Annotated in this window: 24 protein-coding genes; 9 read left to right on the plus strand and 15 right to left on the minus strand. The window is 34.4% G+C overall.

The window, feature by feature from the left end:
- On the plus strand, positions 1 to 243 hold a 243-nt coding region (locus tag ACKI3D_RS02155), incomplete at its 5' end, for a F420-dependent methylenetetrahydromethanopterin dehydrogenase (protein WP_407391907.1).
- Between the two features lie 126 nt (positions 244 to 369).
- Here the strand turns inward: ACKI3D_RS02155 and hisB are convergent.
- The 5 genes from hisB to ACKI3D_RS02180 form a co-directional block, all read right to left on the minus strand.
- Entirely contained in the window at positions 370 to 948 is a 579-nt protein-coding gene (gene hisB / locus ACKI3D_RS02160; protein WP_407391909.1) for an imidazoleglycerol-phosphate dehydratase HisB, read from the minus strand.
- A 39-nt stretch (positions 949 to 987) separates the two neighbouring features.
- A complete protein-coding gene (locus tag ACKI3D_RS02165) occupies positions 988 to 1188 on the minus strand; it encodes a 4Fe-4S binding protein (protein ID WP_407391911.1) in 201 nt (66 codons plus the stop codon).
- 9 nt (positions 1189 to 1197) lie between these two features.
- A complete protein-coding gene (locus ACKI3D_RS02170) occupies positions 1198 to 1890 on the minus strand; it encodes a TOBE domain-containing protein (protein WP_407391913.1) in 693 nt (230 codons plus the stop codon).
- A 124-nt stretch (positions 1891 to 2014) separates the two neighbouring features.
- Positions 2015 to 3574: a flippase gene (locus tag ACKI3D_RS02175; protein ID WP_407391915.1), complete on the minus strand. Its 1560-nt coding sequence runs from the start codon at positions 3572 to 3574 to the stop codon at positions 2015 to 2017.
- A gap of 48 nt (positions 3575 to 3622) precedes the next feature.
- On the minus strand, positions 3623 to 4207 hold the full coding sequence (locus ACKI3D_RS02180) for a flavodoxin family protein (protein WP_407391917.1): 585 nt from the start codon (positions 4205 to 4207) through the stop codon (positions 3623 to 3625).
- A gap of 127 nt (positions 4208 to 4334) precedes the next feature.
- Between ACKI3D_RS02180 and ACKI3D_RS02185 the strand changes: the two genes are divergently transcribed.
- Entirely contained in the window at positions 4335 to 5177 is an 843-nt protein-coding gene (locus ACKI3D_RS02185; protein ID WP_407391919.1) for a phosphoserine phosphatase, read from the plus strand.
- Here the strand turns inward: ACKI3D_RS02185 and ACKI3D_RS02190 are convergent.
- The 3 genes from ACKI3D_RS02190 to ACKI3D_RS02200 are packed head-to-tail and all read right to left on the minus strand — an operon-like array spanning position 5174 to position 8625.
- The gene (locus ACKI3D_RS02190; RefSeq protein ID WP_407391921.1) at positions 5174 to 5455 is read right to left on the minus strand and encodes a zinc ribbon domain-containing protein; all 282 of its coding nucleotides are present in this window, start codon (positions 5453 to 5455) and stop codon (positions 5174 to 5176) included. The genes ACKI3D_RS02185 and ACKI3D_RS02190 overlap by 4 nt on opposite strands.
- A gap of 52 nt (positions 5456 to 5507) precedes the next feature.
- Positions 5508 to 6749: a bifunctional 5,6,7,8-tetrahydromethanopterin hydro-lyase/3-hexulose-6-phosphate synthase gene (locus ACKI3D_RS02195; RefSeq protein WP_407391980.1), complete on the minus strand. Its 1242-nt coding sequence runs from the start codon at positions 6747 to 6749 to the stop codon at positions 5508 to 5510.
- A gap of 52 nt (positions 6750 to 6801) precedes the next feature.
- Complete coding sequence (locus ACKI3D_RS02200; RefSeq protein WP_407391923.1) at positions 6802 to 8625, minus strand: threonine--tRNA ligase; 1824 nt, start codon at positions 8623 to 8625, stop codon at positions 6802 to 6804.
- A gap of 115 nt (positions 8626 to 8740) precedes the next feature.
- Here ACKI3D_RS02200 and cfbB point away from each other — a divergent pair, with 115 nt between their 5' ends.
- Both cfbB and ACKI3D_RS02210 read left to right on the plus strand, forming a co-directional pair.
- Positions 8741 to 10096, plus strand: coding sequence for a Ni-sirohydrochlorin a,c-diamide synthase (cfbB, locus tag ACKI3D_RS02205; protein ID WP_407391925.1), 1356 nt, complete (start codon positions 8741 to 8743; stop codon positions 10094 to 10096).
- A 1-nt stretch (position 10097) separates the two neighbouring features.
- The gene (locus tag ACKI3D_RS02210) at positions 10098 to 11159 is read left to right on the plus strand and encodes an oligosaccharide repeat unit polymerase family protein (RefSeq protein ID WP_407391927.1); all 1062 of its coding nucleotides are present in this window, start codon (positions 10098 to 10100) and stop codon (positions 11157 to 11159) included.
- Here ACKI3D_RS02210 and ACKI3D_RS02215 read toward each other — a convergent pair.
- Positions 11145 to 12068, minus strand: coding sequence for a restriction endonuclease (locus ACKI3D_RS02215; RefSeq protein ID WP_407391928.1), 924 nt, complete (start codon positions 12066 to 12068; stop codon positions 11145 to 11147). The genes ACKI3D_RS02210 and ACKI3D_RS02215 overlap by 15 nt on opposite strands.
- Before the next feature lie 126 nt (positions 12069 to 12194).
- On the opposite strand from ACKI3D_RS02215, the gene surE reads away from it, so the two are divergent.
- Positions 12195 to 12971: a 5'/3'-nucleotidase SurE gene (gene surE / locus ACKI3D_RS02220; RefSeq protein ID WP_407391930.1), complete on the plus strand. Its 777-nt coding sequence runs from the start codon at positions 12195 to 12197 to the stop codon at positions 12969 to 12971.
- Between the two features lie 4 nt (positions 12972 to 12975).
- Here surE and ACKI3D_RS02225 read toward each other — a convergent pair whose 3' ends face one another.
- A complete protein-coding gene (locus tag ACKI3D_RS02225; protein ID WP_407391932.1) occupies positions 12976 to 13119 on the minus strand; it encodes a hypothetical protein in 144 nt (47 codons plus the stop codon).
- A 76-nt stretch (positions 13120 to 13195) separates the two neighbouring features.
- On the opposite strand from ACKI3D_RS02225, the gene ACKI3D_RS02230 reads away from it, so the two are divergent.
- On the plus strand, positions 13196 to 13399 hold the full coding sequence (locus ACKI3D_RS02230; RefSeq protein ID WP_407391934.1) for an LSM domain-containing protein: 204 nt from the start codon (positions 13196 to 13198) through the stop codon (positions 13397 to 13399).
- Here the strand turns inward: ACKI3D_RS02230 and ACKI3D_RS02235 are convergent.
- The gene (locus tag ACKI3D_RS02235) at positions 13396 to 14400 is read right to left on the minus strand and encodes a methanogenesis marker 12 protein (protein WP_407391936.1); all 1005 of its coding nucleotides are present in this window, start codon (positions 14398 to 14400) and stop codon (positions 13396 to 13398) included. The two genes, ACKI3D_RS02230 and ACKI3D_RS02235, sit on opposite strands and share 4 nt — an antisense overlap.
- A 48-nt stretch (positions 14401 to 14448) precedes the next feature.
- Positions 14449 to 15441, minus strand: coding sequence for a ketol-acid reductoisomerase (ilvC, locus tag ACKI3D_RS02240; protein ID WP_407391938.1), 993 nt, complete (start codon positions 15439 to 15441; stop codon positions 14449 to 14451).
- A 169-nt stretch (positions 15442 to 15610) separates the two neighbouring features.
- Between ilvC and ACKI3D_RS02245 the strand changes: the two genes are divergently transcribed.
- On the plus strand, positions 15611 to 17479 hold the full coding sequence (locus ACKI3D_RS02245) for a hypothetical protein (RefSeq protein ID WP_407391940.1): 1869 nt from the start codon (positions 15611 to 15613) through the stop codon (positions 17477 to 17479).
- Positions 17480 to 17520: 41 nt separating this feature from the next.
- Here ACKI3D_RS02245 and ACKI3D_RS02250 read toward each other — a convergent pair whose 3' ends face one another.
- Genes ACKI3D_RS02250 through ACKI3D_RS02260 form a run of 3 tightly spaced genes read right to left on the minus strand, consistent with a single transcriptional unit; the run spans position 17521 to position 20231 of the window.
- Positions 17521 to 18048, minus strand: coding sequence for a beta-class carbonic anhydrase (locus tag ACKI3D_RS02250; protein WP_407391942.1), 528 nt, complete (start codon positions 18046 to 18048; stop codon positions 17521 to 17523).
- 2 nt (positions 18049 to 18050) lie between these two features.
- Positions 18051 to 18536 (minus strand): acetolactate synthase small subunit, encoded by a 486-nt coding sequence (gene ilvN / locus ACKI3D_RS02255; RefSeq protein ID WP_407391944.1) that lies wholly within the window; start codon positions 18534 to 18536, stop codon positions 18051 to 18053.
- Entirely contained in the window at positions 18537 to 20231 is a 1695-nt protein-coding gene (locus ACKI3D_RS02260; protein WP_407391946.1) for an acetolactate synthase large subunit, read from the minus strand. It abuts the gene before it with no gap.
- A 121-nt stretch (positions 20232 to 20352) separates the two neighbouring features.
- On the opposite strand from ACKI3D_RS02260, the gene ACKI3D_RS02265 reads away from it, so the two are divergent.
- Positions 20353 to 20655 (plus strand): DUF2085 domain-containing protein, encoded by a 303-nt coding sequence (locus tag ACKI3D_RS02265; RefSeq protein WP_407391948.1) that lies wholly within the window; start codon positions 20353 to 20355, stop codon positions 20653 to 20655.
- On the plus strand, positions 20645 to 20890 hold the full coding sequence (locus ACKI3D_RS02270) for a zinc-ribbon domain-containing protein (RefSeq protein WP_407391950.1): 246 nt from the start codon (positions 20645 to 20647) through the stop codon (positions 20888 to 20890). Before ACKI3D_RS02265 ends, ACKI3D_RS02270 begins: the two co-directional genes overlap by 11 nt.
- Positions 20891 to 20908: the final 18 nt, after the last annotated feature.

The raw sequence follows: 20908 nt of genomic DNA on the forward strand, positions 1-20908 counted from the left end.
ATTGCTGCATACGAAATGGCTGGATCTGTTGCTAACTTAGACATGAAAGGTTGTTTCATGACTAAAGGTTTCGAAAACTTCATCCCATTAGTAGCTGCTGCTCACGAAATTGCTGCATGTGCTGCTAAATTAGCACAAGAAGCAAGAGAAATCGAAAAATCCAATGATACTGTTTTAAGAACCCCTCACATGAAAGAAGGAAACCCTGGTTGTAAAACAGAATTAATCTCAAAACCACAATAAGTAGCATTCTGCTACTTTCATTTTTTTCTTTTTTTTAAGACCATAATGTAATATATTTTTTACTAAACTTTTTAAAAGCAATATAAAAAATATTAAAAAATAAAAAAAGATAGCTAAATTAATTAGCTATAATACACCTTTAGTGGATGGAATTTGATTATGTTCCACTTTAACAGCTTCTTTTAATGATTTAGCAAATGCTTTGAAAATAGCTTCTGCCTTGTGATGGTCATTTGCCCCTTCAACAGTTCCGTAAATGTTAACCTTTGCAGAACCAGAAAAGGATTCGAAGAAATGAATTACGACATCAGAAGTCATGTCCCCAATCTTTTCATTTTTAAAATCGAGACTCATATTGCAATAGCTACGACCACCAATATCAATTGCCACAGTTGCAACTGAATCATCCATAGGAACAATGGCATGAGCCATTCTTTTAATGCCTTTCTTATCACCAATAGCTTGGCTAAAAGCTTCACCCAATAATATTCCAATATCCTCAATGGTATGGTGATCATCTATTTCTACATCTCCTACTGCATTTACTTCCAAATCAATCATACTATGATTAGAAAATGATTCCAACATGTGATTAAAGAAGTTTACACCAGTTGAAATATCATAAGCACCGGTTCCATCAAGATTCATTTTAATAGTAATATCAGTTTCAGATGTTTTTCTTGAAACATTTGCAATTCTAGTCATAATTTAACCTACAAAATAATTAATTTTACCTTCAATTATTTAATCTTCTTCCCCCGGACGTATGATTTTAATACAGTCTGTAGGGCATTCCATGGCACATAGTGTACAAACATGACAATATCTTAAATCTAATATATGTGCAACTTTATCAACTTTCCAAATTTTAGCTGCTTTTGGACAAATATCATAACAGTTTCCACAGCCAATGCATTTATCTTCATCAACTAAAATCTGTAACATAAAAACACCTCATAATTTTAAAGTCGCAACTGACATTGCCTTAAATCCAAGATAGACTTCCTTGCCTATATTCAGATTTAGTTCCTTTTCAGCAGAGACGGTGATGTCAGAACATAAAACAACTCCGCCAACATCGACTTTGACACGAATGATTTCATTGTTCAATTTCATTTCGATGATTTGGCCTTTAAGTATGTTACGTATACTTGAAGTTTGAGGTTCCAACATTAAAAAGATATTATCATAACTAATTAAAGCTAAAATCTTATCTCCCAACTCATAATTCCTATTCAATGGAGCATTGATTTCAAATTCGTTCATTTTAATTGTCATAACGCCTTTCTTAACATTGATGTCAACAATTTCGGCTTCAATTTCATTTACATCCTTATGAAGCTCCATAATAGCATTAATCTTTTTACATTCTTTCAAGATAGAGTAACCTTCTTCGGTTAGAGTGGTTCCCCCACCTCCACCTTTTCCGCCTTTAGTTGTATTAACAATTTTAACGTTTAGTGTTGATTCTATTTTTTCAATATAGTTTAATGCAGTCCTATATGAAACCTTAATCTCCTTTGCAGCACTAGTTAGAGAACCAGTATTTAAGATAGATTCCAATAGTTGGTATTTCTTACTATCCAACAGGAAAGAATTACCATCTACATTAATCTTATATTCCACACCTGCCTTTACATCAGCCATATTATAAATCCCCCGAATTATAATAAGGTTATATATATTTTTTATTATTTAATAACTTTTCTATATCGAAAAAAATAATTGTTATTCGAAAATAATTTACAAGGGCATTTTCATATCGCTAAAATTAATTTCTAAATTCAAGTTTCTCAACGAAATCCAACATTTTATTTGCAATCTTAGATAATGGCCCAAATTTAGATGAAAAGTGCCTTAAACTTTCAATGTCCTCTTTTTGGAAGAATTTAACTAGAATTAATGCAACAAAATAAACAATAATACATGCAAATATTCCAGGGAATAGCCACATTGTAGTTTTTGGAATAATACATGCAAAAGCGCCCATAATAGCTGAAGCGGCCAATATTTTAACAACAGATTTTGTTGGGGCTTTTGTATTTGTTAATCTGAATACCATATAAACACATGGAAGCATCATCAAAAAGCATGCAATACTGGTAGCCAATGCCCCACCGGCAATTCCTAAAAATGGAACCATATACCAGTTTAAAACACCAGTTACGACTGCACCACCGACCAAGATATACATTGGAATTCTAGGGTTTCCGATTCCCTGAATGATACTTGTTGAGATGGCAAAAATAGAATAGAAAGTCATACCCAATGATAAAATTGACAATGCCATAGCACCTGCCACATAAGCAGGGTTCTTAAAGTAAAGTACCCTCAATGTAGGAGCTGCAAACAATGCAAGGCCAACGCACATCGGAACAACGAACAACAAGGAATATTTATAGGCTTCTGAAACATATTTCTGAAGCATGCTTACATCTTTCAGCTTAAACGCTTCGGAAGACGCTGGCAAAATTGTAGTTGCAATGGAAATTGAAATGATTAAAGGCAATCTGGCAATAGGATCTGCCGCTGCAAAAAATCCTATGTCGTCAAATGTCAGGAATCTTCCCATGACAATTGTACAGATATTATAAATAAGCATTTCGGCAATAGCAGTAATGATAACAGGAATAGAAAATTTGACCAGGGTTGTTGCCAGTTTCAACTCATCCTTTCTGGTAAAAACAAAATCCTCACTAGGTTTCGGAATCAAATCTCCCATATGATACTTAAAAATATAAACTGCAGCAACGACTGAAAGTGAATACCCTAAAACGGTACCCCACAATGCACCGATTGTGGACAGTCCAATCAAAACAAATGCGGTTGCAAATAAAATCATACCAATTTGCTCTACGGCACGAGTATAGACGATATACTCCATCTTATAGGCACCCTGGAATGCTCCTCTAAAAGCACCAACAATTACACTGAATGGAGTGATAAGCCCTACAATCTGTAAAGGAACGAGGGCTGCCGGTTTTTCCAAATAGCCATAAGCAAGATATGGAGCTACAACAAAAATCATTAATGCTCCAAAGAACAAACCTAAAAAAACCATGATTTTCAAGGCCGTATAAATGGTCTGGCGAGCCATGTCCTTTTCATCAACGGCCTCGTATTCCGCAACATACTTGGCTATTGCAGGAGGAAGTCCCCCAGCAGATAAGGTCTGGAAAATTCCTTGAAATGGTAAGGTAATTCCTAGAATACCATAGGCAGTCGGCCCAAGTAGAATCGCCATTAGAAAACGATAGATGTAACCTCCGATACGGAAAATTACATTACCGATTAAAATTATCAAACTACCCCGAATTAACTTATTTGCCATAATTTAACCTTAAAAATATACTAATGTAATATAAATTAATCTAACTATTTAAATATACTTATTTAAGAAATTTTCAAATTCGTGCAAGGTTCTATCCAAAGACTCCATTCCATAAACATCCTTCTTAATATCCTCTAAAGAGTCATTAGACCAAAATGAAGCTCCCAAATTAGAACCAAACGGTCCTCCACTAACTGGAATAATGCCATGTATCATGAAATAACTAATATTAGCCAAATGAGCAAAATCTTGCCCGCCTGTACGATCTCCACCAACCGCAATGCTCATGCCAATTTTGCCTCTAAGCAGATTATAGTCAATGGCTTCAAGTGCTCTAGTCCTATCCATGATGGCAGACAAATTGCTGCTGATGCTTCCGCTTTGGATAGGGGTGGCCAGTATAATGCCATCCGCATTTTGAAGTCCATTATAGATGTCTTTCATATCATCTTCAATGATGCATTTCTTATTTTCCAGACAATAATCGCAGTGCATGCATGGCTTAATGGATTTGCCCATGCAGGTAAACTTTTCCGTGTCAAAACCATCTTTTTCAAGCCTATCTAAAGCATGCGACAATACATAATCGGTTGTATTATTGCGAGGACTAGCGCAAATACCAAAAACTTTCATAAAAATAGTATATAAAAATTAATTAAAAAAACTTTTGAATTATGAATACTTAAAATAATAACGAAACTGCATAATATTTATAATAAGTAAAAACTAATATAATAATACTATAATATTAGGGATATATATGAAATTCGGTAAGGGTATTGTTAAAAAATATTCGAGAGAGTATATTAGGACTCTGAAAAATGGTGAAAGGAAAAAATACACCACAGAACAAATCCAAATTACAGTGCCTAAAAATGAAGACATCTACAGCAATAAAGAAGAGGTTTTAATTATCCCAAATTGCGAAATTGAAAATTTTTTAAGTAGAGAAGAGGAAAACGATACTTTAAAAATCGCAAACTACTTATATGTTGAGGAAGTGAAACTGTTGAGGGAAAGAATTAATGGAAATCAAAGCTCATCTTCTTTAGAATATGAAAAAGAAATTGAAGAGCTAAAAGCGAAAATTCTCAGTTTAAAAGATATTGAAGACAAATACAATAATCTTCAAAAGAGCAATATTGACGAATTAAAACAAGAGAACAATACAATCAAAGATAAGCATTCAAAATTGATTATCGAAAATGAAAACCTTAAAAACAAATTTGTCAACATCAAAACTGAAAATGAAAATCTCAAAACCAAATATTCAAGTATCAAAGAAGAAAATAAAAACCTCAAAACAAAATGTACCACTTTAAGAGAGGAACAGGCTTCAATAAGAGAAAGCTATAACCAAGTGACCTCAAAATATGATCAATTGAAACAAGAAACCCTCAACACAAAAACCAGTTATGCTGAAATCTTTGAAGTTAACGAAGGTTTAGAAAAAGATTATGACACACTTCGTGTCGAATATAATGATTTGGTTGATAAATACAACGAATTACAAGAACAGCTATATAATATCAAAATTAACAAAAGTCATGATGAGTATATAGCTAATAAAGTTAAAGAATTTATTTTAAGAAGAGGAAACTAAAGAGTTTTATAATCCTCTTGAAACTCTGGATTCCATCTCTTAAGTCCTGGAATAAAAGTAGCGGTTATGGCAGTCGCATGAGTTTCAGGCAATCTATCATTTTTTGCCATCATTTCTTTTGTTTTTCTGACAATCATTTCTTCTAAAGTTATGTCAGGTTCTGTATATTCGCCATTCTGATAGCAATCCTTACAGAATTCATCGTTAAGACTGCCGTCCTTATTTGTTCCGTAATCTTCTTTTACAATTGGTCTTCCACATGAATTGCAAAATCCCATAAAAAAACTCCTTTAAAAAAAAATAGTTGTAAATTAGAATGAATCTAATTTACTATTTGTCTTTTACTTCAATGTTTTCGTCTTCATCCATGGCAAGTCTCATGTTGTCTGGATCTGGTTCGAAATGTTCCAAGAAGTCTTGAGCAGCTCTTCTTACGTCTCTTGAACCGATAATGTATCTGCCTGCGATAATGATGTTTGCGCCTTTTTCAATAGCTTCCGCAACATTGTTAGGTTTGATACCACCAGCAACAGCAACAAGACCTTTATCACCGAGGGTTTTCTTAATGTCTTTAATGTTACCCCATTCGGTCATGTCGCTTACATCCTCACCATGTTCAGCCTTATATGATTCCATATCAACATTTCTGTGTAATAAAACAATGTCTGGTTTTAAATCATCAGGAAGTAAAGCTAACTTTTCAGCAAATCCTTTTACATTCATCATATCAAGGATAGAGTAGATACCTTGTTTTTGAGTTTCATGGATTGCTTTTGCAATTGATTCAATGGTACCGAGACCTGAAATTGCGACTGCATCAGCGGTTTCATCAGCTGCCATCTTAACTTCCACACGGCCTACATCTAAAGTTTTCAAATCAGCAATAATGAATGCATCTGGACGTAAAGCTCTGATTTTTCCAATAATTCCAACACCGAATTTTTTAACAAGTGGAGTACCTGCTTCGAGAAGAATCCTGTCATTGTCCGGCAATTCGGAAATGATTCTTTCCATTGCAGCTTCATTATCAAGGTCAAGTGCAACTTGCAAGTATGGTGGTGACCAAAGCTTTTTGACTTTGAATCCCATGATTGGGTGAGTTCCACGATCTTTTTCTGCAAGTACTTTTTCTATGTCCGGATATCCGCTCATTGCTCTTCTAATAGCTAATTTGGTTGCTCCATAGTTGTATTGATAGATTTTCCTATAATCTTTTGCAGAAGGGTCAATGAATACGCTTACATTGATTACAATATCTTCCACAATTTCTTTTGGGATGTATCCATCTTCTACCGCATCAGCTACTGCTCTTGCAACAGCAGTTTGTGCAGGTCCAAATATTTTGCTTGCGTCATCTAAATCACCAACACTTACTTTAGGAATAATTAAAGTAGCTGGTTTAGTCATTAAATTAGGTCTGATTACACTTGTCAATGGAGTGTGGCCTACGGAAAGGTTAGATAAACCATTAGCGAAAGCTTGACCTACAGGGCCAAACTTATCTCCAATTAATAAATCAATATGTGCTAATTCAGGGCCGTCTCCAATAAGAGCTTCTCCTATTTTATACATTGGGTCCATTAAATTTCCTCCATATAATAATATAATTTTTATTCATAATAAACTATTGGAAGTTAATCCTTCTTGAGATATCCTTAGGCAAAGGCAATCTTCTGAAAGGTTTTCCTTCACATTTAGCATTAATTTCAGCTATTAATTCATCAACTGTCATGTCGACTTTATCACCGGTTTCACGAACAGTTACCTGGAATTTACCGGATTCAACTTCATTATCTCCAACAACAAAAATATAAGGAATCCATTCTTGAGCCGCATTTCTGATTTTCTTACCTACGCTTTCATCCCTATCGTCAATGTCTACACGGATATTTGAAGCATTGATTTTTGCATATAATTCTTCTGCGAATTCCTTATGATTTTCACCAACAGTCAATATTCTTGCTTGAATCGGACTTAACCAAGTCGGCAACATTGGAGCCTTTTCATTGATTTCCAATGCAGTTTTCTCAAGCATTGCGCATAAAACCCTTTCAATACTACCGGTTGGTGAAGTGTGCAGGATTGTTGGGTTGTGCTGTTCGCCATCTTCTCCCAAGTAGGTAATTCCAAACCTTTTACCGCTTTCAACATCGATTTGAACGGTAGGATTTTCGATTGGACGGCCTAAAGCGTCAATATTAGCTAAGTCGATTTTACATACCCAGTAATGGTGTCTTTCAGGCAAGATTTCTAAAAGAATTGGTTTTCCAAATTTATTGGCAATTTCATACATCCACTCTTCGTTTTCTTCAAAGAAGTCTTGGGTTGCTCTGAAAATTACTTCAAAGTCCAAATCCAAATCCTTACCTGTTTGCATACACATGTCAGTTTGGTTTGAGAATTCTTCTAAGGATGCAGGTACATCAGTACAGAAAGAATGACAATCCGGCATTGTGAATGCTCTTAATCTTTTAAGACCAACAACTTCCCCTTTTTTCTCATAACGGAAACTGTAGGTGGACAATTCATAGACTTTTGCAGGCAAGTTTTTCCAGGTCAAGTATGAATCTGCCATTAATCTGAATGCGCCGAAACAGCATGCAAATCTAAGCATAAGATTCTTTTTGGTGTCAGTTCTGTATTGTCTTTCACCAAATTTGTAGGCATGCTGGTAGATTGCTTCATTGTCAAGGTCATAGAAGATTGGAGTTTCAACAGGCATTGCTCCACGTTCTACTGTAAGGTTGTAAACATAATCTGCAAGTAAATCTCTAATTAAGCGTCCCTTAGGATACCATCTGAGGTTTCCAACATCAGATGCCGGTTCGTAATCACAAATTTCCTTTTCCCTCATCAATTTGACGTGTGGAGGTTCGCCTTCATCAGATGCCCCCTGTCCAAGTTCATAATCAACAAGCTGTTTGAAAGCTCTGTTTTCAAAGTTAAAGTCTTCAATCTGTGTGATTTTGTCCCCTTCAAGGATTTGCCATTTGGAAGGTTTTCTTTCAACTTTCTTTTCCTCTTCATCAGCAGTTATAGATCTTGAAAGTTCACTTAATGGGTGTCCTTTACATGAAATCTCAAATGCCTTATACCATCCGAAAGGCACTCTTTTTACATTAAAGTCTTCAGCGAGCAAAGCTTCCTCAGCATCTTTCAATATTTGTACAGCAACTTTTGGAGAGCTTAATGATGAAGATAAGTGAGCATATGGATACAAAACAATATTTTCAGCTTTAACTTGATCATTGGTTTTCTTAACTTCACTAACTAAATTTTTAACTACGCCTTCTGGATTATTCTCATCATCTTTTTCAACAGCTGTAAACACTACTAAAGAGTCATCGAAGGAGCCTTCCATTTTAGCTTCCTCAATATCTTCAGCTACAGGTGTTTTATTCTTTACATTATAATTTAAATAATCAGAATGAATTAATAAAATTCTCATTATATCACCATATATTATGATTTAAATTTTATTTTTAATGTTATATAAAATATGTTAATTAAAAATTAATACAAAAAACAAATTAATTAATATGATGTAAATACAATTTAATATTATGAGAATTATTTTAGCAGGAACAGGTAGTGCAGTGGGAAAGACTACAATAGCTACCGGAATAATGAAAGCCTTAAGTGAAAAATATAATGTTCAACCTTTTAAAGTCGGACCAGACTATATTGACCCTTCTTATCATACCTTAGCTACAGGAAATGTCTCAAGAAACCTAGATTCATTCTTCATGAAAGAGGGACAGGTTAGAGATTCATTCATTAAGGGAATGGAGGGCAAAGACATTGCTATTATTGAAGGCGTTAGAGGACTATATGAAGGAATTGATTCCATTAATGATATTGGAAGTACGGCTTCGGTTGCCAAATCCCTTAAAGCACCAGTAATATTAATTATCAACTCAAGAAGCCTGGTCAAAAGTGCCGCTGCACTAGTTCTAGGTTTCAAAGCATTAGATCCTGAAATCAATATTGCAGGAGTTATTCTAAACAAGGTCAAAAACAAGGCGCACTACGAAAAAACAAAAAGATCAATTGAAGAGATAACAAAAACCGAAGTTATCGGAGGAATAATTCGTGATGACAGCATTTCAATTGAGCAAAGACACTTGGGCCTTGTTCCTGCACGTGAAAGGGAAAACTCACTTAAATTCATTGACATCTGGTCAAAGACAATCAAGGAATCAATTGACTTGGACAGGCTGGTTGAAATAGCCAAATCCGCCCCAAAAATAACTTCCGAAATCATTCCGATTTGGAACAAGCTAAACAAACAGCCCGTTAAAATCGGAGTGGCATATGATGAGGTATTCAACTTCTACTATAAGGAAAACATTGAATCACTGGAAGCAAACAATGCTAAAATAGAATATTTCTCACCATTAAGCGATGAAGGACTTCCTGACGTTGATGGATTGTACATCGGCGGAGGATATCCAGAACTCTTTTCAAAAGAACTCAGCGCAAATGAAAATATGCTTCGTGAAATCAAGACCTTCCACCTTGAAGACCGACCTATATTTGCCGAATGTGGCGGTTTAATGTATCTTATGAATTCCATCCATGAAGACAGAGTCGTTGATGTATATCCCTACAAGGCAATCCTGACAGATAGGGTGCAGGCTCTCAAATATACAATAGCTGAAGTGACTGAAGACAACATCATCTCCAAAAAAGGTGAAAAGTTCCATGGGCATGAATTCCACTATTCAAAAGTTCTTGTAGATGAAAACAATCTAAAACACAAGCTTGCATTCAACATATTAAGAGGAAAAGGCTCATATAATAACCAGGATGGATTTATGGAAAGAAATACCCTTGCAAGTTACGTTCACACCCATGTTGCGGCAATGCCTAACTTTGGAGGAAATCTGGCAATTTCTGCAAAGGAACTTGGAGGATGACATGAATCTCAAAGAAATTGACTTTTTCAATCCTTACATACTAATCGTTGCGATACTAGCCTTTTTGGCAATGGGATATATCGGTTCGTTTAATTACAGATTTGATGACCCCCTTGACATGGAAGTAATCGCGCTAATTCTTTTTTCCTGCATAATATTTGCAATCGGTATGATAATCGTAAAATACAAGGTAAATGTGGAAAACACAAAAGAAATAAGCTTTTTATCCGAAAGACTGCTTTTGATACTTGTTATAATAGCTTTAATCCTTCAAACATCAAACATTATTCTTCTTGGAGGGATTCCGCTTTTCAATAGTGAACTTAAAGCAAAGGCAACCACAAACATTTGGAGAATAGCCTATCCCCTGTTCCTAATAATGATTAATATCTTGCTTGCAAAATATTATGACAGAAAATATCTGATTTTGGTTCTTTTAGGAGCTCTGATTTTTGGTTTGAACGGTTATAGAACCTCCGTATTGGGAATTCTGGGAAGTGCGTTCATTACCCTTTATTACTTGGATAAAATTTCCAAAAAAATAGGCATCATTTTTGTTGCAGTGATAGCTATCGGAATAATGGCCGTGGGCTATATCGCATCCCAATCCATTGCAACACAGCACTGGACACTGAATCCATTGGAATTAATATTCTACAGATCAGCTTTCACATTAGAATTATTCGAAAAGATTATTCCATTAGGTGGAACTACACATGGACATATCTTAAGCATGATTTTTTCATCCGGAAGTCCAAGGACATTTGTTGGAGAATATGTAATGAAATACAGTTTCTGTGCTACTTCAACACTATTCGGACCCGTTTATCTTGATTTTGGACTAATCGGCCTTACAATTCAGATGCTGTTTATGGGACTGTTTTTAGAACTAGTATACAAATTAAAAAAAGGAATTGGAGTGGGAATTTACTCCATTATCTTAACACACACATTGATTTGGATAGAAACCGGACCAACAGACATAATGATTTGGTTTTTATACTTTATAGGATTAATTTTAATAATAATGAATTTTAATTATATTAATTTAAACAAAAATTAATATAATTAAGATAATTAATGAAATGAAGAACACGAATGTTCCTTTTACAACAAAATCGCGATTTCTATCAGTGTATAAAGAAAGACCATAAGCTAAAAGTAATGCCACAACCATCTCTATTAATCCACAAATTCCAGCATCGATTCCTAAAAGATTTCCTGCAATGAATGAAAGCAAGTAGGAAACAATGACTACCAATAGAATTAAAACGATTGGATTGCTTATTAATTTAAATGCTAAAGTTCCAGGGCCAAATGAGGATTGGCGAGATTGATAATTATATAAGTTAGTATAGTTATTGGAAGATCTTCTTCCATTTCCACCATTCAAAAGACCTGTGACATTGCTTAAAAGAGAGGATATTCCCTTAGGTCTGTCCTCATCGATTTGGCGGTACAAAGTATTTTTATAGATGTTAGGATTTGCATTTCTTCTCTGCATAATATATTCCATGTCTGAAGCATCATACTCATAATATTCAGGGTATTCCTCTTCAATATATGCGGAAGCTCCGCCATCATATGGAGTATTATCCAAAGTAGTTTGTGAAGTCCTGTCCTGATATTTCTTAGCAAGCTCCAGCAAATTGTCCCTATCGACCAGTTTGATGTTTTTTCTCAAAGCATAGTTTTTTGCCTGCTCGGAGAAGTAAGAAGATGAAACAATAGTTACTTTGGAAGCTTTTAAACTTTCCTGGACTTCTTCCATTTCTTTTAATACATCTACACCGATTTGAAAATCCTTATCATAATTTTTACATGCTACTACTACCCCAAAATCCCCAATTGTTGTGGGTAAAATAGCATATATATCTATTACTTTTTGGGAGGTCTTAAAATTCTTGTAAACCTTAAACCCAGAGTCTTCCATTACTTTAGCTATAAAATTAATCAATTGTGGTTTTTCCAAAGTTCCCACCCACGTGTGTTTTTTCAAATATTAATAATATATTTTATAAATTAAATTATTATTAAAGTTTGTTATAACATTGAAAAAACATAAAATTATTAAATAATAAAATCACTTAATTATACTATGAAAGCATTAATAAGTAATGATGATGGAATAACTGCTTCAGGAATCCTGGCTGCAAAAAAGGCAGTGGATAATTTATGCGATACCTATGTGGTTGCTCCTGAAAGACAGCAAAGTGGAATAGGTCATGCTTTAACATTATATGAACCATTAAGAATAGATACATTTACTTTGAAAGATGGAAGTCTAGGCTATGGTGTAAATGGAACACCCACTGATGCCGTGACATTAGGATTATTTGAAATATTAGATGAAAATCCGGACATAATGATTTCAGGAATAAATACCGGTTTTAATATTGGACAGGCCGAACTTACAACATCAGGAACCTTGGGAGCGGCAATTGAAGCTGCAAGCTTTGGAATACCGTCAATCGCAATTTCACTGGAAGTGACAAGAGACGAGGTTAAGTTTGATAACGGTGAAATAGAAATAGACTTTAGTTTTGCAGGAAAGATGCTGCACAAACTGGCTAAAATTGTGCTGAAAAAAGGATTACCTGAAGGAGTTGACCTGTTGAATGTCAATATCCCTGAAAATCCAATAAATGAAGAATTTGAAGTTGTAAAATTAGGAAAAAGAATGTATGTTCCGGTTATCGACAAGAGATTGGATCCGCGCGGCAAGCCATATTACTGGATTGGCGGCGAACTTTACGAGTCAGACAAACCTGGAACTGACGGTTATGAACTGCGAAGAGCTCAGAAAACTACAATAACACCACTTACAATTGATTTGACTAGTGATATGAGCTCATTAAAGGAATGGTTAAAATAGATGGTTATAGGTTTAAATCCTTAAGTATCTTATCCCTTTCTTGTCTTAATTCATTTAAAATCTTTTCATCAGTACATCCGTCTTTTTTTAACTGATCTATTGTACGGGTAATAGCCGCTAAATTACTTTCTAATTGATTGATTGCCATAATATTATATAGAATGTTAAAGTATTTAAAGTTGAAATTTCAAAATAGAAATAGAATTACTCAAGGATTTGAAAAAATGAGTCAAGATAAAGATAATGTAAATAAACTTTTTAGACAATTTAAAAATAAATATGTAACTGTAGATTTAAGGGGCGACTATCAAAGCGAAGGAAAAGTTGTTGCTATTGATAACTATTTAAATCTAGTTTTAGAAAATGAAAATGGTTTAGAAACCGTAAAAGGCGGAAATATTATATTTATAAGTTTAAAAGAAGATTAGATATTTACTTTAATACCTAATATTTCTTTTTCACCATTATAAACATCCATCGCTATTTGAGCTGCACCAATAGCTCCTGATTCTTTAGATATAACTTTTAAAGGGTACTTGTTTTTGAAATATTTGTTTATTTCCTCTTCAAAGTTGAACGGTTCTGTTGCACTTCCAACAGATCCTGTAAGGACAATGCCTTCAATATCGTTTTTGCATACAACATCCAAACCGGCAATTTCCATTGCAACAGTCATGACTAAAGTATCAATGGCAAGTTTTGCCTTTTCATCGCCGTTTCTGTAGTTTTCCAGTAGCTGATCTTTCATGTTAGCTACCTTGCCATCAATTCCAGCAATTTTTATGGCGCCTGCATGTGAAAAACAATCGTTTGCAGAAGCATTGTTTTCATCGATTTTTCTAATCATTTCCAAATCTAGCGGCCCATGTACAATGCCCATTGCGCCTAGGCATGCATCGATTGCACCTTTGATTTTGCCGTCTTCAATTAGGATATCTACACTGTTTGATGAAATATCCGCTACAATAAAATTTGACCATCCGGTTTCCTTAACTGCATTGTATGAAATACTGACCTTTTCTGGGCTGGCTTGATGAGAGTAAGCCGCTCTAAACAGCTTGTCTAGAGATTCTGAATTTTTGTGAAGCCCTGGAATCATGACTGAATTGATATTCAATTCTTCCAATTCACTAAAAACAGATGTTCCGCCACCAGTAACTTTACCTGCTCCGCTGATGGATAGAATTCCCCTATCCTTAACTTTAGAGGTTGGTAAAATTTGGTTTATTCCATCACCCATAGCATAAGTGATGGCCATTAAGTTAATATCTTCCAAGTCAACACGTTTAGTTATCTCTTCAGCTGCAGAAACCAAACCCTGTTTACTTTCCTCCCTTCCGATTTTGAAAACTTCAACAACATCCCCTTCATCGGACAATATGCAAAAAGAGATTCCAGTAGTCCCATGGTCCATTCCAATAAATACCATGATTATCACTAATTAAATAAAATAAAATAAAAAAAAGAACAAAAAGACTTAATCGTCTTTTTGTAATCCGCAAGCTTTTCTTAACCTTTCACCAACAATTTCAATTTCTTTTTGACCTTCAGCAGCTCTCATTTCTTTTAAGTTAGCTCCATCAGTAGCGTTTTCATCTGCCCATTGTTTTTTGAAGGTTCCATCTTGGATTTCTTTTAAAACTGCTTTCATACCATCTTTAGCTTCTTGAGTAATGATTCTTTTTCCTCTAGTCAATCCACCATATTCAGCAGTGTTACTTACGTCAGTCCACATTCCAGCAAAACCTTTTTCGTAGATTAAATCAACGATAAGTTTTACTTCGTGGCAGGTTTCAAAGTAAGCGATTTCAGGTTGGTATCCTGCTTCAACCAAAGTGGTGAATCCGGCATTGATTAATTCAGTGATACCTCCACATAAAACTGTTTGTTCCCCGAATAAATCAGTTTCTGTTTCCTCTTGGAAAGTAGTTTCTAAAACACCCGCTTTGGTTAAACCGCATGCTTTTGCCATGCCTAATGCAAGTTGCATTGCATCACCGGTTGCGTCTTGTTCTATCGCTACTAAACCTGGAATACCGAATCCTTCTTCGAAAGTTCTTCTTACCATGGATCCAGGTCCTTTTGGTGCAAACATTACGATGTTTACATCTTCGCCAGGTTGGATTAATCCAAAGTGTATGTTGTAACCGTGAGAGAATGAAATAGTGTTTCCAGCTTCAACATATGGTGCAATCTGTTCGTTGTACACTTTTTCTTGGATTTCGTCAGGAAGCAAAATGTGAATAATATCAGCTTCAGCAGCCGCATCTTCAATAGTTTTTACAGTCATTCCATCTTCTTGAACTAAGTTCCAAGAACTACCGTTTTCTCTTACACCAACAATAACATTAGCTCCACTATCAGCCATGTTTCTTGATTGTGCTCTTCCTTGAGAACCATAACCGATTACAGCAATGGTTTTTCCTTCAAGAGCGTCTGTATTTACATCGTCGTCGTAATACATTTTCATTTAAAATCATCTCTTAAATAATTTTGTAAATATTAAGATATCTAATAAAATATCACATAATACTTATGAATTTCTATATTAATAAAAGTAACTTAAAAGATTAAATCTATTTAACTTATAATATACAACATTAGTATAAGGTGATATTATTAAGAAAAGATTAATTAAAATGACAATAATGTTATTTATCTTATTTTTAATCGTTGGTGCGGCATCTGCCAGTGAAAATTCAACAGATTCCAATGATGACCTTGAAATACTGATTAATAATGCCGATGAAAACGATAACATCCAATTAGATGAAAAAACCTATGATATTGTTCCAAAAGAGCAAAGCAACGAAACACATATCCTAATCAACAAGTCATTAACATTTGAAGGAATTAACGGGAAAACAACAATCGATGGGAAAAACAATACACTATATCTTGACTGCGAGGAACCCAAAAAAGACGATGGAAACATTATCTATATTGGTTGGAGAGACGGATACAATGTTAAGGATACAGGCAAAACCCTTGCTTTTAAGGACATTACATTCAAAGACATCAACATGATTACATGGCATGAAATGGTCTTTAATAACTGTACATTCATCAATGCAAACTATACAAACTATGAACTCAACAATTCTTTCGACGACTGCATCTTTAACAACACCCAACTGGAATCCTGCGTACTATACGGAAGCAGCGTTTCACGAGGATTCAATATCAGCGAATGTGTTTTCTACAACTCAGTTCTCAAATCAAAATCCATCTACACCTCAACATATATTGCACTTATCGGCGGTAGCCGTTTTGAAATCATCAATTACCTTAATCTAATAAATTCAAAGTTATATGATTCAAAAATGGAACTGAGCAGCAATAAGATAGTCATTGCAGAATCAGAACTGAAGGATACTGATTTATACTTCTATTCTAATTTAATTGGAATTGAGAACTGTGAGCTATACAATCCAAACATTGAATTGGGAATGTCAAAAATGGCTGTTGACAATTCCACCATCAACAATTCCAATATCCAAACCTATGCAGGTTACTTCTCACTAGGTTCAACAGTTTATCTAAAAGAATCCATATTGAACAACACTAACATCACCATGCTTCCAAATTCAATATACTCCCAAAAATCAATATTTACCTCCATAGACTCAACAATAGAAAATGCTGAAATAAATACAACAGACACTATCGTTTCACTTGACAATAGCGAATTGAAAAATGCACAGATGCTCCTTTTCTTTTCAGATCTGGCCCTAAACAACTCCACATTTTATGATTCTGGAAGTCTTGAAGACATAATCAAAACAAAAAATTATACTGAAAAGCATTTCGTTTATGAAGAGGAACCTACAACAGTCCCATGTCTTGTCAAAACAAATTATACAAGCACAAACACATATCTGGTAAATTCAACCGGGAAATATTTAATCAATGATGAAGATATCGAAATAGACACCCTTAATGAAATTATAGTCTCAAATAAAAAAGTCTATAATTATGGGGATAAGCTGATTATTGAGTTAAAAGACTATAAGGGAAACCCTGTTGCAGATGAAACATTATATATTCTAGACCTGCACAGCTACGATACCCATGAAGTAAAAACAAATAAAAAGGGAATTGCTACCTATAAACTTAAAGTCACCGGAAAAAGATCATTCGATATCTCTTATAAAACACCTGGATTCACATATAGGGATATTGAACATGGCATGACTGTAGATTTAAAAATAAAGAAAATCAAAACAACAGTGAAAGCAAAAAAAGTGAACAATAAATTCAAAAAATCCAAATATTTCAAAGTTAGTGTCAAAAATAAAGTAACCAAAAAAGCCATTTCCAATGTTAAAGTTAAAATCAAAGTTTATACTGGCAAAAAATACAAAACATTTACTGTCAAAACAAATAAAAAGGGAATAGCTAAATTAAACACAAAATCCTTAAAAATAGGTAAGCATAAGGTTGCAATCTCTTCTGGAAATAAGAACATTAAAATTTCCGCAAAATCAGTTATAAAAATAAAAAAGTGAATATTATTTAAATAATATTCTCTTTAACTTTTTTTCAAATATTAGTAGCCATCTACTAAAACTTTCAACTCACCAGTTACAATATCAATGATAAGACCGTGCACTGGTACGTCTGGGATTAATGGATGGTTTTTGATTTTTTCTACAACGTTTTTAACGTTTTCTTCTTCGTCTTCAAATCCGCCAATCCATTCTGCCAAATCATATTTAGCAATGTCTTCCTCTTTAATGCCTCTAGCAAGCATTTTTTCTTTTAAAGCTTCAGCATCTGCACCGGCCATACCACATTCTGTGTGACCAACAACCAATACCTCTTCACAACCTAAATTGTAAAGAGCAGCTCCAATGGATCTAATTGCATCTTCACCAACAATGGAGTTTCCTGCATTTCTAACAATTTTTGCGTCTCCTCTTTCAAGACCTAATGCAGGTTCAAAGAAATCAATTAATCTGCAATCCATACAAGTTAAAATAGCTAATTTTTTAGCTGCATGGTGAGACATCTCTTCGCCTTCAAAGTTTTCTACAAATTTCTTATTATCTTCTAAAACATTTTCCAATATAGTCATTTTTAAACTCCCCTTGCCATTGCTGTAAGGCCAGTACGGGCTATTTTTTTAATTCCATAATTTTCTACTAAAGATATAAATGCATTAATTTTCTCTTTATCTCCAGTTAACTCAATAATCAATGTCTCTTCAGAAACATCAACAATATTTGCTCTGAAAATATTAGTATACTGCAAAATCTCTGCTCTTGCATTTGCATTAGGGATATTGACCTTAATAAGGCATAATTCCCTTTTAACAGCATTTTTAGTAATATCTTTAATCTTGATAACATCAACTAATTTATTTAATTGCTTTATGACTTGTTCTAAACCTTTTTGGTCAGCATGTACAGAAATTACCATACGGGATAATCCTTCTACTTCTGAGTTTCCAACTGTAATGCCGTCAATATTGAATCCTCTTCTATTAAACAATCCTGCTACTTTTTGCAGAACCCCTGGTTTGTCCTCAACTAATGTAGAAATAACATGGTATTTTCTATCCATTTAAATCACATCCTTTTCAAGTTTATATTCACCAATCATTTCATTAATTCCTGCTCCAGGAGGAAGCATAGGCAAAGCTTCTTCAGAGTCAATTACGACATTTAATAAAATTGGTTCATTATCTTTAATTGCTTTCGCCAATTCATCTTTAGTTTCACCAGGTTTTGTAATTCTAACTGCATTTACACCGAAACTTTCTGCTAATTTAACAAAGTCTGGACTGTTTCCAAGTAAGGTTTGAGAATGTCTATTATTATATAACAAACTTTGCCATTGGTATACCATTCCTAATGTCCTATTTTCTAAAACAACAGCAATGACCGGTATGTCATATTCATGAACAGTAGCTAATTCTTGACAAACCATTAAAAATCCACCATCTCCGTTAATGGATACAACCGGATTATCAGGACAGGCTACCTTTGCACCAATAGCTGATGGGAAACCGAATCCCATTGTTCCAAGTCCTCCAGAGGAAATGAATTTGCGTGGCTTTTGTGTGTCATAGAAATGTGCTGCCCACATCTGATTTTGGCCAACATCAGTTGTTAAAATTGATTCAGGAGTTAAGACTTCAGAAATCTCTTTAATTACTGTCTGTGGCTTTAATGGAACATCGCTGTAGGTTACTCTTGGAAGCAAATCTTGTTTTCTTTGTTTTATTTTGTTAGCCCAATCATTTACTTCATTTGAAACCTCATAATCGTTTAAAAGTTTATTTAATGAAGTTAAAATATTTCGAGCATCACCTACAATCGGCAAATCGACAGGTACATTCTTGCCGATTTCTGCAGGATCAATATCAATATGAATCACTTTTGTATCTGGAACAAAACTGTCTAATCTTCCAGTAGTCCTATCTGAAAATCTAACTCCAATAGCTATTAATAAATCAGCTTCATTAACTGAATCGTTTGAAACCTTTCTTCCATGCATACCTAGCATACCCAATGATAAATCATCGGTTTCATCAATAGCTCCCTTACCTAAAAGTGAAGTCATTACAGGAGCATTAATTGTATATGCAAGTTTTTTCAATTCACAGCATGCATTTGATATAATAACACCGGCACCTGCTAAAATCAATGGTCTTTTAGCTTCTTTTATTAAATCACGTGCCTTCTTGATTTGTCTAATGTTCCCTTTAATAGTAGGGTTATAACCTGGAGTTTCAATCAAAGAATCATCGAAATCTGTCAATTCCCCTTCTTGAACTTCTTTAGGAACATCAATCAAAACCGGGCCTGGCCTTCCACTAGCAGCAATTTCAAAACTGGATTTGACCATTGAAGGTATTAAATCCGGATTTTTTGGTTGATAACTATGTTTAACAATAGGCATGGTTATTCCAATAATGTCTGCTTCCTGAAAAGCATCATTTCCAATTAAATGAGTAGGAACCTGTCCGGTTATAGCTATAATTGGAGAAGAATCCATATATGCAGTGGCTATACCGGTTACAAGGTTTGTTGCACCGGGACCTGAAGTTGCCAAACACACACCCACACGACCAGATGCTCTTGCATAACCGTCAGCTGCATGAGCTGCGCATTGTTCGTGTCTAACTAATATATGATCCATGTCGGAATCATACAACATGTCATAGAATGGTATGGTTTGTCCACCAGGATAACCAAATATAGTTTTAACCCCCATATTTTTAAGGGATTCAATTATCGCTTCTCCGCCTCTCATTGTAAAAACCTTTTAATTTATTATGCATTTACATATGTATAAAAAAATATATATAATTATTGAAATAATATTATGTACTTAAGTTGATAATATGGAGATTCCAAAATTTATTTGCCACAGAATGCCGGAGAGGAGTTTTTTCATTAAAGGCCATCAATTCCCAGTCTGCGCCAGATGTACCGGATTTTATGCAGGTTTACTTGCATATCTAATATATTGCTGTTTTTACACCCATAGCTATGACCTGACCATGTTTTTTATTTCAATAATCTTAATCATTCCGGTGGCGGTTGACGGTTTAACACAATATTTCGGCCCGAGAGAAAGTACAAATCCATTACGATTTGTTACAGGCTTTATTGGTGGGATTGGTTTAATAATATTTTTTAAAATAATTTTAAGGTGGATTTCTTATGTTCTGTAGATATTGTGGTGAAGAAAACCCTGAAGAAGCTATATATTGCAGAAATTGCGGAAAAAAATTAGAAGAAGAGGTTATCAGAACAGAAGTGATTGAAACACCTAAAAACAATAATCAAAATACAGGCAAAAGCACTACCACAAGCAGTTCATCCAACAAGGGAAACTCTGACTGGGTAAGTTGCTGTTTATGCCTAATTGGAATATTTATTGTATTTGCAATTATAGGATCATTTTAAAAAAAAGGGATTGAGAGT

It is taken from the genome of Methanobrevibacter sp., assembly GCF_045586545.1.
Lineage (GTDB): Archaea > Methanobacteriota > Methanobacteria > Methanobacteriales > Methanobacteriaceae > Methanocatella.